This window comes from Amycolatopsis sp. NPDC114505, from assembly GCF_055633615.1.
On record NZ_JBVKDV010000003.1, the window covers coordinates 427,561 to 443,528 of the forward strand.

Consider the following 15,968-nt stretch of genomic DNA (forward strand, 5'->3'; position numbering starts at 1 on the left):
GCCTCAATCAGGATCGGGGAGCTTCCGGACGTTCGTGGTAGGCCTGGCGGGTCCGTTCGGTGTGCCTGGCCATGATCTCCTCCGCGGCTTCGGCGTTCCCGTACGAGATCGCGTTGATCAGCTCGTCGTGCTCGTTCCACGCGTCCTTTCCGCGCGGGCGGGCGATCGGCGTGTAGTACCAGCGGACCCGTCGGTCGACGAGGCCGATCATCTCCGCCAGCACGGCGTTCCCCGACAGCTGCGTGATAAACGCGTGGAGGGCGGCGTTGGCCGCGACCAGGCCTTCGGTGTCCTCGGCCTTCAGGGCCGTGATGCCCGCCTTCTGCAGCTCCCAGAGACGTTCGACGTCGTCGGCCGTCGCGTTGCCGGCGGCGAGCTTCGCGGAGTGCGTCTCCAGCACGCTGCGGACGCTCAGCAGCTGGTCGGCCTCTTCGTCGGTCGGCAGGTGCACGAACGCGCCCTGCGCGGGCCGGAGGTCGACCCAGCCTTCGCTCTGCAGACGCTGCAGGGCTTCGCGGACGGGCTGCCGGCTGACGCCGAGGTACTCGGCCAGGTCGGCCTCGACCAGGTGCTGCCCGGGTTCGAGCGTGCGGTTGATGATCAGCTCGGCGAGCGCCTCGTAGACGACCTGGCGCAGCGGGGCGGGGCGTTCGACGCGCTTCGCGGCGGTCGAGCTGAGCGAGCCCTTGGCCGTGCGGCGGCCGCCGGGGCCGCGGTCTTGGAGCGGGGAAGCGGGCTGGCTCACGGGACACCTCGATAGGGAGAGGAACGCGAAGATCTGTGATCAGGATACAGGTTTTGGTATGCAAAATCCCAGAACTCACCCTGTCGGGAGTTTCACGCGGTCTCCGGCCAGGAAAACCTGGTCTCAATACCGGATCCAGGATACTGTATGCAATCACGTGCTGGACCGAAGTGGGAGGCACATCATGAAGGTGGCAGTTCTCGGGGCCGGGGCGATCGGCGCCTACGTCGGGGCCGCGCTGCACCGCGGCGGGACCGAGGTGCACCTGATCGCCCGGCGGGCCCACCTCGCCGCGATGCGCGAGCACGGCGTCCGCGTGCTGAGTCCGCGCGGCGACTTCACGGCGCACCCGCACGTCACGGACGACCCGGCCGAAGTCGGCCAGGTCGACTTCGTCTTCCTCGGCCTGAAGGCCAACTCCTACGCCTCGTGCGAGCCGCTGCTCGCCCCGCTGCTCGGCCCGGACACCGCGGTCGTGGCCGCGCAGAACGGCATCCCGTGGTGGTACTTCCACGGACTGGCCGGGCACCCGCTCGAGGGGCATCGCGTCGAGACCGTCGACCCGGGTGGCTCGGTGACCGCCGTGCTCGAGCTGCGGCGCGCGATCGGCTGCGTCGTCTACTGCTCGACGGTGATCGAGGAGCCGGGCGTGATCCGGCACCTCGAAGGCACCCGGTTCTCCCTCGGCGAGCCGGACGGCGAGATCTCCGCGCGCTGCAAGGTGCTCAGCGCGGCGATGATCGCCGGCGGGCTCAAGGCACCGGTCGAACCACGGCTGCGCGACGACATCTGGATCAAGCTGATGGGCAACGTCGCCTTCAACCCGCTCTCGGCGCTGACCCGGGCGACCATGGCGCAGATGTGCGAGCACGACGACACGCGCGCGCTCGTCGCCACGATGATGACCGAGACCCTCGCCATCGCCCGCGCGGCGGGCAGCGACCCGGGCGTCTCGGTCGAGAAGCGCATCGACGGCGCCTGGCGCGTCGGCCACCACAAGACGTCGATGCTGCAGGACCTCGAAGCCGGCAAGCCCCTGGAGATCGACGCGATCATCGGCGCGGTCGTGGAGCTGGCCGGCCTCACCGGGGTGCCCGCACCGGCGCTGCGGCACGTCCACGCCGCCATCTCGCTGCTCGACCACACCAGCAACCCGCCCGTCCCCGTCGGGGCGCACTGAACCGGAGGTGCCCGTGAAGCGCAAGAAGACCGAGCCGTACGTCCGGCTCACCCAGCCACTGGTCCGTGACTCCGGCGTGCTGCGGCCGGCGACCTGGGACGAAGCCCTCGACCGGGCCGCCGCCGGGATCCGCCGGACCCTCGAGACCCAGGGCCCCGAGGCGTTCGGGATGTTCTCGTGCGCCCGCGCGACCAACGAGATGAACTACGTCGCGCAGAAGTTCACCCGCGCGGTGATCGGCACGAACAACGTCGACTCGTGCAACCGCACCTGCCACGCGCCGAGCGTCGCCGGGCTGGCGCGGGTGTTCGACAGCGGCGGCGGGACGTCGTCCTACCAGGAGATCGAGGACGCCGACGTCATCGTGATCTGGGGCGGCAACCCCCGCGAGGCGCACCCGATCTTCTTCCAGCACGTGCTCAAAGCCGTCCACAAGGGAGCGAAGCTCTTCGTCGTGGACCCGCGGCAGACGAGCACCGCGCAGTGGGCGCACCGGCAGCTGCAGCTCGAGGTCGGCACCGACATCCCGCTGGCCCACGCGATCGCGCGCGAGATCATCCACTCCGGACTGGCGAACACGACGTTCATCGAGCGCGCCACCGAGGGGTTCGCCGAGTTCGCCGCGTCGGTCGAGCCGTGGACGCTGGAGGTCGCGGAGAAGACCACCGGCGTGCCGGCCGAGCTGATCCGCGAGCTGGCCCACACCTACGCGCGGGCCGACCGCGGGCAGCTGTCGTGGACCCTCGGCATCACCGAGCACCACAACGGCACCGACAACGTCCTCGCGCTGATCAACCTGTCGCTGCTGGCCGGGCAGGTCGGCCGCTACGGCGCCGGGCTGAACCCGCTGCGCGGCCAGAACAACGTCCAGGGCGGCGGCGACATGGGCGCCATCCCCGACCGCATGCCGGGCTTCCAGGACATCCTCGACGCCGGCGTCCGGGCGAAGTTCGACGCCGCGTGGGGCTCGTCGATCCCGGCGCACAAGGGCCTCAACCTCACCCAGATGCTCGACGCGATGGAACGCGGCGCCCTGACCTGCGTGTACATCATCGGCGAGAACCCGGTCCAGTCCGAAGCGGACTGCGAACACACGATCAAGCGACTGTCCAACGTGGACCACCTGGTGGTGCAGGACATCTTCCTCACCAAGACCGCGCAGCTGGCCGACGTCGTGCTGCCGGCGTCGGCGGCCTGGTGCGAGAGCGACGGCACCTTCACCAACTCCGAACGCCGTGTCCAGCGCGTCCGCAAGGCCCTCGACCCGCCGGCGGGCGCGCGCGACGACATCGAGCTGCTCTCGGAGCTGGCCCGCCGGCTCGGCCACGACTGGCACCACACCGGCGGCGAGGAGGTCTGGGACGAGCTGCGCTCGCTGTCCCCGATGCACGCCGGGATGTCCTACGCGCGCCTCGAAGAGCTCGGCGGCATCCAGTGGCCGTGCTACTCCGAGGACACCCTCGAGCCGACGTTCCTGCACGGCCGGCTGTGGGCCGAGGACCCGGCCGAGCGCGGCCGCCCGGCGCCGTTCACAGTGATCGAGCACAGCCCGCCGGTCGACCTGCTCACCGAGGAGTTCCCGATCCGGCTCACCACCGGCCGGCGGCTCGACTCGTACAACACCGGCGTCCAGTCCGGCGGGTTCCCGTCGCCGCTGCGGCAGGGCGAGACCCTCGACCTCTGCCCCGAGGACGCGCGTGCCCTCGGCGTGGCGCCCGACGAGCTGGTCCGGATCTCTTCGCGACGCGGGGAGATCGTGGCGCCCGTCCGGCTCGACAAGGGCCTGAAGCCGGGGCTGGCGTTCATGACGTTCCACTTCCCGGACGAGGTCGACGTCAACGTCATCACCATCGAGGCGACCTGCCCGATCGCCGGGACCGCCGAGTACAAGGCCGCCGCGATCCGCGTCGACAAGCTGCCGGTGGAGGTCTGAAGTGGACCTCAAGCTGCTGGACGCCGTCGCGTCGCGGGAAGAGCGGGAGGCCGTCGCCGCGTTCGCCGGCGGCGGGCGCGACCAGCTGCTGCCCGCCCTGCACGCGGTCAACGACCGGGTCGGCTGGATCAGCCAGGGCGCGCTCAACCTCATCTGCGAGGCGCTGCACGTGCCGCCCGCCGACGCGTACGGCGTGGCGAGCTTCTATTCGCTGTTCGCCCTGGAGGAGCGGCCGGAGCGGGTGGTGCACGTGTGCACCGACCTGGCGTGCCGGCTCAAGGGCGCGGACACGGTGTGCGACGTCCTCACCGAGCACGTCGGCGCCGCGGGGAAGGCGCGGGGCGGGGTCACGTGGCTGCGCAGCCCGTGCGTCGGCGTCTGCGAACGAGCCCCCGCGGCGCTGACGTTCCAAGCCGGCGAACCGGCCACCACCGAGCTGCTCGCCCCGGCGACCGGCGCGTCGGCCGTGCTGGCCGCGCAGCGGGAGCTCGCGGGAGACGGCTCGCCGCCGGTCATCCACCAAAAGGACGGACTGCGGCTGCTGCGCCGAGTCGGCGTGGTCGATCCGTCCAGTTTGGACGACTACCGCGCGGCGGGCGGGTACGCGGCACTGCGCAATGCCCTGCGCATGGGCGAGGCCGCGGTGATCCGCGAGGTCACCGACTCCGGCCTGCTCGGGCGGGGCGGCGCCGCGTTCCCGACCGGGCGCAAGTGGGCGGCCACCGCCGCCCAGCCCGCCGGGCCGCACTACCTGGTGTGCAACGCCGACGAGAGCGAGCCCGGCACGTTCAAGGACCGGGTGCTGCTCGAAGGCGACCCGTTCGCGCTGGTCGAGTCGATGACGATCGCCGCGTTCGCGATCGGCGCCCGGCGGGGCTACGTCTACCTGCGCGGCGAGTACCCGCGGGCGTTGCGGCTGCTGCGCAACGCGCTGGACGTCTGCCGGGAACGCGGGTTCCTCGGGGTGGACATCATGGGCCACGAAGGGTTCTCGTTCGACGTCGAGATCCGGCGCGGCGCGGGTGCGTACATCTGCGGCGAGGAGACCGCGATCTTCAACTCGATCGAAGGCTTCCGCGGCGAACCCCGCACGAAGCCGCCGTTCCCGGTCGAGAAGGGGCTGTTCGGCAAGCCGACCGTGGTCAACAACGTCGAGACGCTGGTGAACGTGCCGCTGATCCTCACCGAGGGCGCGGCCGCGTACCGGGCGCTCGGCACCGAGGCCTCGGCCGGGCCGAAGCTGTTCTGCCTGTCCGGGAACGTCGAGCGGCCCGGCGTCTACGAGGTGCCGTTCGGCACGACGCTGCGTTCGCTCCTCGAGCTGGCCGGGGGAGTGCCGGAGGGGCGTTCGCTGCGCGCGATCCTGCTCGGCGGTGCCGCGGGCGGGTTCGTCCGGCCCGACGAGCTGGACCTGCCGCTCACGTTCGAGGACGCGCGGGCGGCGAAGACGACCCTCGGCTCGGGTGTCGTCCTGGTGCTCGACGACCTGGCCGACCTCGGCGGGTTCCTGCTGCGGATCGCGTCGTTCTTCCGCGACGAGTCGTGCGGGCAGTGCGTCCCGTGCCGGATCGGGACGGTGCGGCAGGAGGAGGCGATCCAGCGTGTCCTGTCGGCCGGATCGGACGAACGGCCCCTCCTGCGCGAGGTCGGGCAGGTGATGCGGGACTCGTCGATCTGCGGCCTCGGCCAGACCGCGTGGAACGCCATCGAATCCGCCATCGACCGGCTGGGAGCGCTGCAATGACCATTGTGGACATCGGGATCCCGCGCCGGCTGGTCGAGTTCACTGTGGACGGTGAGTCGGTCCGCGTACCCGAGGGCTCGACGATCCTCGACGCGTGCACGGCGGCGGGCAAGGACATCCCCACGCTGTGCTACGGCGACACCCTGGAACCGGCGAACGCCTGCCGCGTCTGCATGGTGGAGGTCGAGGGCTCGCGGACGCTCGTGCCGTCGTGCTCGCGCAAGGCCGAACCGGGCATGGTGGTGCACACCGACTCCGAGCGGACGCGCACCAGCCGCAAGGTGGTGCTGGAACTGCTGGCGTCCGCGACGGATCTGTCGACCACCCCCGGCGTCGCGGAGTGGATGGAGGCCGCGGGCGCGGAACCGGACCGCTTCGGCCCGGACGCGGCGACGGTCGCGCAGCCGGCCCTGGTGGACAACGAGCTGTACGTCCGCGACTACGAGAAGTGCATCCTCTGCTACAAGTGCGTCGACGCGTGCGGCGACCAGTGGCAGAACTCGTTCGCCATCAGCGTGGCCGGCCGCGGGTTCGACGCGCGGATCTCGACGGAGTTCTCGAACCCGCTGCCGGACAGTGCGTGCGTGTACTGCGGCAACTGCGTCGAGGTCTGCCCGACCGGGGCACTGAGCTTCAAGCGCGAGTACGACAAGCGCGAGGACGGCACCTGGGACGAGTCCCGCCAGACGGCGACGACGACCGTGTGCACGTTCTGCGGGGTCGGCTGCAACCTGACGCTGCACGTCCAGGACAACGAGATCGTCAAGGTGACCTCCCCGCACGAAAGCTCGGTGACGCACGGCAACCTCTGCATCAAGGGCCGCTTCGGCTGGCAGCACGTCGAGAAGAAGTAGCGGCACCGGGGCCGCCGTTGACCTCGTCGCATGTCAGAGGCTATTCTCGATATGCGAAAGAAAGATTCCGTATAGCGAAATTCGAGGTCGCGATGCCAGAAGAGGGTCACTCCCTGCCGTACGTCGCCAACCTGTCGATCCTGTTCAAGGAGGTACCGCTCCTCGAGCGGGCCGCCGCCGCGCGGGAGGCCGGGTTCACCGACGTCGAGTACTGGTGGCCGTTCGACACCGCGGTCCCCGCGCGCGACGAGGTCGACGCCTTCGTGCGGAGCCTGGACGGCGTGCGGCTGCGCGGGCTGAACTTCTTCGCCGGCGACATGGCCGCGGGGGAGCGGGGCCTGGTGTCGTGGATCGGCCGCGAGGCCGAGTTCGCCGACAGCCTCGTCGTGGCGCTCGACATCGCCGAACGCACCGGCTGCCGCAGCTTCAACGCGCTCTACGGCAACCGGCTCGACGGCGAAGAGCCGGCCAAGCAGGACGACCTCGCGCTGGTCCACCTCGCCACGGCCGCGGAGGCCGCCGCGAAGATCGGCGCGCAGCTGGTCCTCGAACCGCTCTCCGGCGCGGACCGCTACCCGCTCAAGACCGCCGCGGACGCCGTGGCCGTGCTCGACGACCTCGGGCGCGACAACGTGCGGCTGCTGGCCGACCTCTACCACCTGGCAGTCAACGGCGACGACCTGGACGCATTGGCGACGACGCACATCTCCCGGATCGGGCACGTGCAGATCGCCGACGCACCCGGGCGCCACCAGCCCGGCACCGGCTCCCTGGACCTCGACGGGCACCTCGCGAAGCTGCAGAACGCGGGCTACTCGGGGTTCGTGGGGATCGAGTACGTCCCGGAACCCGACACCGTCACCTCGCTGAACTGGCTGCCGATCACCCGAAGGGGACGAGCATGAAACTGGGATTCATCGGACTGGGCGTCATGGGTGCGCCGATGGCCGCGCACCTGGTCGCGGCCGGGCACGACGTCAGCGGCTACGACGTCACCCCCGCCGCGGGGGAGAAGCTGCGGGCCGCCGGCGGCCGCGCCGCGACCGGCGTGGCCGACGCGGTGGCCGGGGCGGACGTCGTGATCACGATGCTGCCGAACCACCCGCAGGTCGAGGAGGTCGTGCTGGCGGCGGGCGGCGTGCTCGACGCCGCGGAGCCCGGCACGCTCCTGATCGACATGAGCACGATCCGGCCCGAGACGTCGATCGCGATCGCGGAAGCCGCGCGGGACAGGAAGATCCGCGTCCTCGACGCTCCCGTGTCCGGCGGCCAGGCCGGCGCCGAGCAGGCGGCACTGTCCATCATGGTCGGTGGATCCGAAGAAGACTTCGAGGCCGCGAGGCCGGTGCTCGAAGCGGTCGGCAAGACCATCGTGCACGTCGGCCCGCACGGCGCGGGCCAGGTCGTGAAGGCGGCGAACCAGCTCGTCGTCGGCGGCATCTACGGCCTGGTCGCCGAGGCGATCGTGCTGCTCGAAGCGTCCGGTGTGGACGCTTCGACGGGGTTGGACGTGCTCGCCGGGGGACTGGCGGGCAGCCGGATCCTCGAGCTCAAGCGCAAGTCCATGGTGGACCGTCAGTTCGCGCCCGGGTTCCGGATCGACCTGCACCACAAGGACATGGGGATCGCGCTGGCCGCCGCCCGGCAGGCCGACGTCGCGCTCCCGCTCACCGGGCTGGTCGCCCAGCTCGTCGCCGCCGGTCGCGCCATGGGCCACGGCTCCCTGGACCACTCGGCGTTGCTGAAGGTCGTCGAACAGCTGTCGGGCCGCGTTCCGGCGGCTACTGTATAACGCCCTATAAGGCCGGGCGTGAGCCCGCGTGACCACGGCCGTCGTACGAGACCCTGACCTCGTGCGACGGCCTTTCCGCGTCTTCGATCAAGCGGTTGTCGGAAAGTACAAACCGGGGCCGTAAATTCACCCGTCTTTCAGGGGTTTTGCCGTGGTCGCGGCCACACCTCAGCGTGTGTACTTCTTCACGAAGCAGCCCCGAAAGGACGTCCACAGTGGAATTCCTCCGACCCGCCACGCTCGCCGACGCGCTCGCCGCGAAGGCCGCGAGCCCCGGTGCGGTCCCGATCGCCGGCGGCACCGACGTGATGGTCGAGCTCAACTTCGACCACCGCCGTCCGGAGTCCCTGCTCGACCTCGGCCGCGTCGCCGAGCTCCACGAGCACGGCACCGACGACGGCCGGATCCGGATCGGCGCGGCCGTGCCCTACACCCGGATCATCGCCGAGCTGGGTACACAGCTGCCCGGCCTCGCGATGGCCGCGCGGACCGTCGGGTCCCCGCAGATCCGCAACCGCGGTTCCGTAGGGGGCAACCTGGGCGCGGCTTCGCCCGCGGGCGACTCGCACCCGGCGCTCCTGGCGGCCGACGCGGAGGTCGAAATCGCGTCGGTGCGCGGCACGCGGATCGTCGCGGCGAAGGATTTCTACGTGGGGGTCAAGCGCAACGTCCTCGAGCCGGACGAGCTGATCACCGGCGTGCTGCTGGCACCGGCCACCGGGCCGCAGCAGTTCAGCAAGATCGGCACGCGCAACGCGATGGTCATCGCCGTGGCCGCCTTCGGGCTGGCCCTGCACCCCGCGGAGAAGCGGGTCGGCACCGGTGTCGGCTCGGCCGCGCCCACCCCGCGGCGTGCCCTCGAAGCCGAGGAGTTCCTGGCCGGAGAGCTGGACTGGGACTCGCCGAGGGCGCTCAACGACTCGGTGAAGCGCCGCTTCGGCGACCTGGTCGCCGGGGCCGCGTCGCCGATCGACGATGTCCGGGGGAGTGCGGCCTACCGCCGTCACGCCCTGGGTGTGATGGCGCGCCGGACGCTGACCTGGGCCTGGACCGAATACTGCGAAGGGAGCGCGAAGTGCGCGTGAACGTCACCGTCAACGGCGAGTCCCGCCGGGCGGACAACGTCTGGGAAGGCGAGAGCCTGCTCTACGTGCTGCGCGAGCGGCTCGGCCTGCCGGGTTCGAAGAACGCCTGCGAGCAGGGCGAATGCGGGTCCTGCACGGTCTACCTCGACGGCGTCCCGGCGTGCGCGTGCCTGGTCGCGGCCGGGCAGGCCGAGGGCCGCGACGTCGTCACGGTCGAAGGGCTCGCCGAGGGCGAGGCCCTGGACCCGGTGCAGGAGTCGTTCGTCGAGCAAGGTGCCGTCCAGTGCGGGTTCTGCACGCCCGGACTGCTGGTCGCCGCGCACGACCTGATCGAGCGCGTCCCCGACCCCAGCGACGTCGAGATCCGCGAGGCCCTCGCCGGGAACCTCTGCCGCTGCACCGGCTACGAGAAGATCCTCGACGCCGTCCGTGACGCGGCCGCGAAAAAGGCCGTCCGATGAGCGCGCCGGCCCATTCCCCGCAGGAGCTGCACGACACGATCGCCGGCGGCATCGGCGAGAGCCCGCTGCGCCCGGACGGCACGCTCAAGGTCCGTGGCGAGTTCGCCTACTCCTCGGACCTGTGGCACGAGGACATGCTCTGGGGCGCCACCCTGCGCAGCCCGCACCCGCACGCCCGGATCGTCCGCCTCGACGTCTCCCGCGCGCTCGCCCAGCCGGGGGTGCACGCGGTGCTCACGCACGAGGACGTCCCCGGCGAGAACGTCTACGGCCTCAAGTACCAGGACACCCCGGCGCTGGCCGCGGACCTGGTCCGCTACCAGGGCGAGCCGGTCGCGATCCTCGCGGCCGACCACCCGGAGATCGCGCGGCAGGCGCTCAAGGAGATCGTCGTCGAGTACGACGTCCTCGAGCCGATCACCGACCCCGAGCGGGCCGCGCACGACGACACCCTGCCGAAGCTGCACCCGGACGGGAACCTGGTGCGCCACCAGCGGATCGTCAAGGGCGACCCGACCGCGACCGCGGACGTCGTCGTCTCCGGCGTCTACGAGATCGGCATGCAGGACCAGGCGTTCCTCGGGCCCGAATCGGGCCTCGCGGTGCCGGCCGAGGACGGCGGCGTCGACCTCTACCTGGCCACCCAGTGGCTGCACGTCGACCAGCGCCAGACGGCGAAGGCCCTCGGCCTGCCGCTGGAGAAGGTGCGGCTGACGCTGTCCGGCGTCGGCGGAGCGTTCGGCGGCCGCGAGGACCTGTCCATGCAGATCCACTCGTGCATGCTCGCGCTGCGCACCGGGCGGCCGGTGAAGATGAGCTACAACCGGCTGGAGTCGTTCTTCGGGCACGTCCACCGCCACCCGGCGAAGATGTACTACGAGCACGGCGCCACCCGCGACGGCAAGATCGTCTACGTCCGGGCGAAGATGTACTTCGACGGCGGCGCGTACGCGTCCAAGACCCCGGTCGTGGTCGGCAACGGCACCACGCTCAGCGTCGGCCCGTACGACGTGCCGAACGCGCACATCGAGGGCTGGGGCGTCTACACGAACAACCCGACCTGCGGCGCGATGCGCGGGCTGGGCGCGGTGCAGCCGACGTACGCGTACGAGTCCCAAATGGACAAACTCGCGGCGGCATTGGGGATGGATCCGGCGGAACTGCGGATCCTCAACGCCCTGAGCGAAGGGTCCACTGTGGTCACCGGCCAGGTCGTCGACTTCCCGGCGCCGGTCGCCGAGCTGATCCAGCGGCTGCGGGACCTGCCGCTGCCGCCCGAACCGGCCGGCGAACGCGACATCCGGGAGCTGCCCGGCGGCGCGTCCAACACCACGCACGGCGAAGGCGTCGTCCGGGGCGTCGGCTACGGCGTCACGATCAAGAACATCTCCTACGCCGAAGGCCTCGACGACTACTCGACCGCGCGCGTGCGCCTGGAGGTGCTCGGCGGGGAGGCGGTGGCGATGGTGCACACCGCGGCGGCCGAGGTCGGCCAGGGGCTCGTCACGCTGCAGCAGCAGATCGCCCGCACCGAGCTGGGCCTGACGCGGGTGACCGTGCACCCGGCCGACACGAGCGTCGGCGACGCCGGCTCCAGCTCGGCGTCGCGCCAGACCTACGTGACGGGTGGCGCGGTCCGCAACGCCTGCCGTGCGGTCGCCGAGGCCGTGTACGCGCTGCTCGGGGTGCCCGCCGAAGGCATGTCCCTGACGGGCGGCAAGGTCGTCGCGGCCGACGGTGAGGTGGTCGCGGACCTGGTGGAGCTGCTGGGGGAGACCGCGATCGAGGAGACCCGCGAGTTCCACCACCGCAGGACCTACCCGCTGGACCCGGAGACCGGGCAGGGCGACGCCCACGTCCAGTACGGCTTCTCGGCCCACCGTGCGGTGGTCGACGTCGACGTGGACCTCGGCCTGGTCAAGGTCGTCCAGCTCGACTGCGCCCAGGACGTCGGCAAGGCGATGAACCCCGACGCCGTCGTCGCCCAGATCCAGGGCGGCTCGGCGCAGGGCCTCGGCCTCGCCGTGATGGAGGAGATCCTGGTCAAGGACGGCAAGGTGCGGAACCCGTCGTTCACCGACTACCTCATCCCGACCATCCTCGACATGCCGCCGATGCGCGTCGACGTCCTCGAGCGGCCCGACCCGCACGCGCCCTACGGCGTCCGCGGCGTCGGCGAACCACCCACGATCTCCGCGACCCCGGCGATCGCCAACGCCATCCGCGCGGCCACCGGCCTCGAGCTGCCGCGCGTCCCCATCCGTCCCGAACACATCACCGGAGTCTGACGTGACCACCTCCCTGACCACCGAGACCGAGTGGCTGGCGGAAGCCGTCCGCATCGCGGCCACGAACGTCGCGAACGGCGGCGGCCCGTTCGGCGCCCTGATCGTCCACGACGGGCGGATCGTCTCGACCGGCGTCAACCGGGTCACCGCGAACCTCGACCCGACGGCGCACGCGGAGGTCGTCGCGATCCGCGCGGCCTGCCAGGCGCTGGGGACCTTCAAGCTGGACGGCTGCGTGCTCGTGTCGAGCTGTGAGCCGTGCCCGATGTGCCTCGCGTCGTCCCTGTGGGCGCGGGTGGACAAGATCGTCTACGCCGCCGACCGCGACGACGCGGCCAAGGCCGGCTTCGACGACCGGGCCTTCTACGAGCTGTTCGACCGTCCTCGCGAGACCTGGACGGTTCCCGTCACGCGACTGTCCACAACGGACGGATTCGCGCCCTTCGCGGCCTGGCTCGACAAGAGCGACCGCACGGATTACTGACCCACGAGGCCAGCTGACCGGAGCACCCACAACCCCAGCACGTCCCGCTCGCCCAGGCACGGCGTTGTGCCTCGGCCTGGCCGAGCACACCCACCGGCAAGGGCAGGACGCATGACCCAGGTAGAAATCCACGAACCCGAAGTCGACGAAGTACCCGAACCCGCCCGCCGCACGTTCTTGGACCGCGTGTTCGAGCTGCGGGCACGGCAGAGCACGGTCGGGCGCGAAGTCCGTGGCGGCGTCACGACGTTCGTCGCGATGGCGTACATCGTGCTCCTCAACCCGCTGATCCTCGGCGCTTCCGCCGACATCACCGGCGCCCGGCTGTCCGCCGCGCAGGTGACCACGGCGACCGCGCTGGCCGCCGCGGTGATGACCATCCTGATGGGGGTCGTCGGCAACGCGCCGCTCGCGCTGGCCGCCGGCCTCGGCATCAACGGCATCGTCGCCTTCCAGATGGCCCCGTCGATGACCTGGGCGCAGGCGTTCGGGCTGGTCGTGCTCGAAGGCGTGTGCATCGTGCTGATGGCGGTCAGCGGTGTCCGGGAACGGATCATGAACGCCATCCCGCGGCCGCTCAAGATGGCGATCACCGTCGGGATCGGGCTCTACATCGCCCTGGTCGGGCTGGTCAGCGCCGGATTCGTGACCCGGATGCCGGACTCGGCGGAGACCACGGTCCCGGTGCGCCTCGGGGCGAGCGGGCACCTGCACGGCTGGCCGATCGTCGTGTTCTGCTTCGGTCTGCTGCTGATGATCGTGCTGATGGCCCGCAAGGTCCCGGGTGCGGTGCTGATCAGCATCGGGGTCTCCACCGTGTTCGCCGTGGTGCTGCACCAGGTGTTCGGCGTCGGCGGCTGGGGCCTCACCACCCCGGCCTTGCCCGACCACGTCGTCGCGGCACCGGACTTCGGGCTCTTCGGCCACATCGACCTGTTCGGCGGCTTCGCCTCGGCGGGCGCGCTCGCGGCGACGGTGTTCCTGTTCACGCTGGTGCTGTCCGGGTTCTTCGACGCGATGGGCACGATCACCAGCGTCTCGGACGAGGCCGGGTTGTCGAAGAACGGCAAGGTGCCCCGGATGGGCCGGATCCTGCTGGTCGACGGCGCGGGTGCGATCGCCGGCGGCGTCACGGGTTCGTCGCCGAACACGGTGTTCCTGGAGTCCGCGGCGGGCGTCGGTGAAGGCGCCCGGACGGGTCTCGCGAGCGTCGTCACCGGGCTGCTGTTCGCCGGGACGCTGCTGTTCACGCCGCTGGCGGGGGTCGTCCCGGCCCAGGCGGCGGCACCCGCGCTGGTGGTCATCGGCGGCATGATGGTCGCGCAGTGCCGGCACATCCCGTGGAACGACCCGGACTACACGATCCCGGTGTTCCTGACGGCCGCGTTGATCCCGTTCACCTACTCGATCACCAACGGCGTCGGCGCCGGCCTGATCGCGTTCGTGCTGATCAAGATCGGCCGCGGCAAGTGGCGCGAGGCCGGCTGGCTGCTTTCCTTGCTGGCACTGGTGTTCGCGGTGTACTTCGCGGTCGACGGCGTCGAGGCGCTCTTCCGCTGAGCGGGGATGGCACATCGAGAGCGTCTCGATGTGCCATCCCACGGGCTTACTTCTCGCTGTCGAGGTGGTCCAGCTGGGCGGCGGCATAGCGGTCACCCGCGGCGGCGCCGGCCGGGACGGCGGCTTCGATCGCGGCCAGGTCATCGGCCGTCAGCTCGAGGTCGGCGCCCAGTGACTCGGCCAGCCGGGCGCGGGTGCGGGCCCCCACCAGCGGGACGATGTCCTCGCCCTGGGCGGCGACCCACCCGATGGCGAGCTGCGCGGTCGTGACGCCCTTGCCCGCGGCGAGCTTGCCGAGGGCGTCGGTCAGGGCCAGGTTGCGGTCGAGGTTCTCGCCTTGGAACCGCGGGCTGTAGCCGCGGAAGTCGCCCGCGGTGAGTTCCCGCGACGGCGTCCAGTGGCCGCTGAGCAGGCCGCGGGACAGGACGCCGTAAGCGGTGACGCCGATGCCCAGCTCACGCGCGACGGGGAGGATGTCCGCCTCGATCCCGCGCGAGAGCAGCGAATACTCGATCTGCAGATCGGAGATCGGGTGCACGGCGGCAGCACGCCGGAGCGTCTCGGCACCGACCTCGGACAGGCCGATGTGCCGGACGTAGCCCGCTTTGACCAGCTCGGCCAAGGCGCCGACCTGGTCTTCGATCGGCACGGCGGGATCGAGCCGGGCCGGCCGGTAGACGTCGACGTGGTCGGTACCGAGGCGCCGCAGGCTGTAGGCGAGGAAGGTCTTGACGGACTCCGGGCGGCTGTCGTTGCCGAGCCAGGAACCATCCGGCCCACGCAGAGCGCCGAACTTGACGCTGATCACGGCCTTCTCGCGGTTGCGGCCGCGCAGGGCATCGCGCAGCAGCATTTCGTTGTGGCCCATGCCGTAGAAGTCACCGGTGTCGAGCAGGGTGACACCGCCATCGAGGGCGGCGTGGATGGTGGCGACCGACTCGGCCTCATCGGCCGGGCCGTAGAGGTCGGACATGCCCATCAGGCCGAGCCCGAGGGCGCTGACGGCCGGACCGGTCCGGCCGAGGGTGCGGGTGTGCATGGGGTTCTCCCTGTTTCCGTTGTTACCCGACCGACCGTATCATCGATACCGAACAAGTGCTACTCAGGATTTGTTATCATCGGAACCATGGCAACGAAGACGGCACTGGACACCCGCGAGCGAATCCTCGAAGCAGCAGCGGCGCTCCTGGTGGCAGAGGGCCGCGACGGCCTGTCGACCAGAGCGGTGAGCGCGGCGGCGGGCGTCCAGCCCCCAGCGCTGTACCGCCTGTTCGGCGACAAGGACGGCCTACTGGACGCGGTGGCGGCGTACGGGTTCGACGAGTACCTGACAAGCAAGCGAGAGCTGGGTTCGACGGGCGACGCGGTAGAGGATCTCCGCCGAGGCTGGGACCTCCACGTCGAGTTCGGCTTGTCCCGCCCGGAGTTCTACGTACTGATGTACGGCGACGCACGCCCAGGCCGCACATCGCCGGCAGCACGCGAAGCGGAGGCGATGCTGCGAAGCATCGTGGAGCGAGTAGCGGAGGCAGGACGCCTGCGGGTGAGCGTCGAACGCGCAGCAAGACTGGTACACGCAACAGGCATGGGAGTGGTCCTGAACCTGATCGCAACGCCGGAAAAGGAGCGCGACCAGGAGCTGTCGCCAACGGCCCGAGAGACGGTACTGACCCGAATCCTGACAGGAGCAGAGGAGCCACAGGGCTCCGACCTGCCAGAGCGAGCAATAGCACTGCGAGCAGGCCTGGACGGCGCGAAGGCGCTGAGCGAAGCGGAGCGAGTCCTGATGGCGGAGTGGCTAGACCGCATAGCCGACGCCTAAGCACGCACCGGGCGGGTGCC

At 70.8% G+C, this 15,968-nt stretch carries 14 protein-coding genes; 12 read left to right on the top strand and 2 right to left on the bottom strand.

The window, feature by feature from the left end:
• Positions 1–7: 7 nt before the first annotated feature.
• A complete protein-coding gene (locus ACZ7OU_RS31205; protein ID WP_470244012.1) occupies positions 8–745 on the bottom strand; it encodes a GntR family transcriptional regulator in 738 nt (245 codons plus the stop codon).
• Positions 746–929: 184 nt separating this feature from the next.
• Between ACZ7OU_RS31205 and ACZ7OU_RS31210 the strand changes: the two genes are divergently transcribed.
• From ACZ7OU_RS31210 to ACZ7OU_RS31260, 11 genes are all read left to right on the top strand, one after another.
• The gene (locus ACZ7OU_RS31210) at positions 930–1,925 is read left to right on the top strand and encodes a 2-dehydropantoate 2-reductase (RefSeq protein ID WP_470257946.1); all 996 of its coding nucleotides are present in this window, start codon (positions 930–932) and stop codon (positions 1,923–1,925) included.
• 13 nt (positions 1,926–1,938) lie between these two features.
• Entirely contained in the window at positions 1,939–3,858 is a 1,920-nt protein-coding gene (locus tag ACZ7OU_RS31215) for a molybdopterin oxidoreductase family protein (protein WP_470257947.1), read from the top strand.
• Position 3,859: 1 nt separating this feature from the next.
• On the top strand, positions 3,860–5,602 hold the full coding sequence (locus tag ACZ7OU_RS31220) for an NAD(P)H-dependent oxidoreductase subunit E (protein ID WP_470244015.1): 1,743 nt from the start codon (positions 3,860–3,862) through the stop codon (positions 5,600–5,602).
• Positions 5,599–6,456 carry a 2Fe-2S iron-sulfur cluster-binding protein gene (locus ACZ7OU_RS31225; protein ID WP_470244016.1) on the top strand — a complete coding sequence of 286 codons (858 nt, stop codon included), beginning with the start codon at positions 5,599–5,601 and terminating at the stop codon, positions 6,454–6,456. Before ACZ7OU_RS31220 ends, ACZ7OU_RS31225 begins: the two co-directional genes overlap by 4 nt.
• A gap of 92 nt (positions 6,457–6,548) precedes the next feature.
• The gene (locus tag ACZ7OU_RS31230) at positions 6,549–7,361 is read left to right on the top strand and encodes a hydroxypyruvate isomerase family protein (RefSeq protein WP_470244017.1); all 813 of its coding nucleotides are present in this window, start codon (positions 6,549–6,551) and stop codon (positions 7,359–7,361) included.
• Positions 7,358–8,248: a 2-hydroxy-3-oxopropionate reductase gene (locus ACZ7OU_RS31235; protein WP_470244018.1), complete on the top strand. Its 891-nt coding sequence runs from the start codon at positions 7,358–7,360 to the stop codon at positions 8,246–8,248. Before ACZ7OU_RS31230 ends, ACZ7OU_RS31235 begins: the two co-directional genes overlap by 4 nt.
• Positions 8,249–8,463: 215 nt before the next feature.
• Entirely contained in the window at positions 8,464–9,333 is an 870-nt protein-coding gene (locus ACZ7OU_RS31240; protein ID WP_470244019.1) for an FAD binding domain-containing protein, read from the top strand.
• Complete coding sequence (locus ACZ7OU_RS31245; protein ID WP_470244020.1) at positions 9,324–9,794, top strand: (2Fe-2S)-binding protein; 471 nt, start codon at positions 9,324–9,326, stop codon at positions 9,792–9,794. The genes ACZ7OU_RS31240 and ACZ7OU_RS31245 overlap by 10 nt, the downstream gene beginning before the upstream one ends.
• Positions 9,791–12,082 (top strand): xanthine dehydrogenase subunit D, encoded by a 2,292-nt coding sequence (gene pucD / locus ACZ7OU_RS31250; RefSeq protein WP_470244021.1) that lies wholly within the window; start codon positions 9,791–9,793, stop codon positions 12,080–12,082. The genes ACZ7OU_RS31245 and pucD overlap by 4 nt, the downstream gene beginning before the upstream one ends.
• Before the next feature lies 1 nt (position 12,083).
• On the top strand, positions 12,084–12,566 hold the full coding sequence (locus ACZ7OU_RS31255; RefSeq protein ID WP_470244022.1) for a nucleoside deaminase: 483 nt from the start codon (positions 12,084–12,086) through the stop codon (positions 12,564–12,566).
• Between the two features lie 111 nt (positions 12,567–12,677).
• A complete protein-coding gene (locus tag ACZ7OU_RS31260; protein ID WP_470244023.1) occupies positions 12,678–14,126 on the top strand; it encodes an NCS2 family permease in 1,449 nt (482 codons plus the stop codon).
• 46 nt (positions 14,127–14,172) lie between these two features.
• Here ACZ7OU_RS31260 and ACZ7OU_RS31265 read toward each other — a convergent pair whose 3' ends face one another.
• A complete protein-coding gene (locus tag ACZ7OU_RS31265; protein ID WP_470257948.1) occupies positions 14,173–15,165 on the bottom strand; it encodes an aldo/keto reductase in 993 nt (330 codons plus the stop codon).
• A gap of 87 nt (positions 15,166–15,252) precedes the next feature.
• Here ACZ7OU_RS31265 and ACZ7OU_RS31270 point away from each other — a divergent pair, with 87 nt between their 5' ends.
• On the top strand, positions 15,253–15,948 hold the full coding sequence (locus ACZ7OU_RS31270) for a TetR/AcrR family transcriptional regulator (RefSeq protein WP_470257949.1): 696 nt from the start codon (positions 15,253–15,255) through the stop codon (positions 15,946–15,948).
• Positions 15,949–15,968: the final 20 nt, after the last annotated feature.

Bases quoted from the DNA above. Each gene is read 5' to 3' on its own strand.
- pucD (WP_470244021.1), top strand. From the start codon at position 9,791: ATGAGCGCGCCGGCCCATTCCCCGCAGGAGCTGCACGACACGATCGCC.
- ACZ7OU_RS31265 (WP_470257948.1), bottom strand. From the start codon at position 15,165: ATGCACACCCGCACCCTCGGCCGGACCGGTCCGGCCGTCAGCGCCCTC.
- ACZ7OU_RS31270 (WP_470257949.1), top strand. From the start codon at position 15,253: ATGGCAACGAAGACGGCACTGGACACCCGCGAGCGAATCCTCGAAGCA.
- ACZ7OU_RS31210 (WP_470257946.1), top strand. From the start codon at position 930: ATGAAGGTGGCAGTTCTCGGGGCCGGGGCGATCGGCGCCTACGTCGGG.
- ACZ7OU_RS31260 (WP_470244023.1), top strand. From the start codon at position 12,678: ATGACCCAGGTAGAAATCCACGAACCCGAAGTCGACGAAGTACCCGAA.
- ACZ7OU_RS31230 (WP_470244017.1), top strand. From the start codon at position 6,549: ATGCCAGAAGAGGGTCACTCCCTGCCGTACGTCGCCAACCTGTCGATC.
- ACZ7OU_RS31235 (WP_470244018.1), top strand. From the start codon at position 7,358: ATGAAACTGGGATTCATCGGACTGGGCGTCATGGGTGCGCCGATGGCC.
- ACZ7OU_RS31225 (WP_470244016.1), top strand. From the start codon at position 5,599: ATGACCATTGTGGACATCGGGATCCCGCGCCGGCTGGTCGAGTTCACT.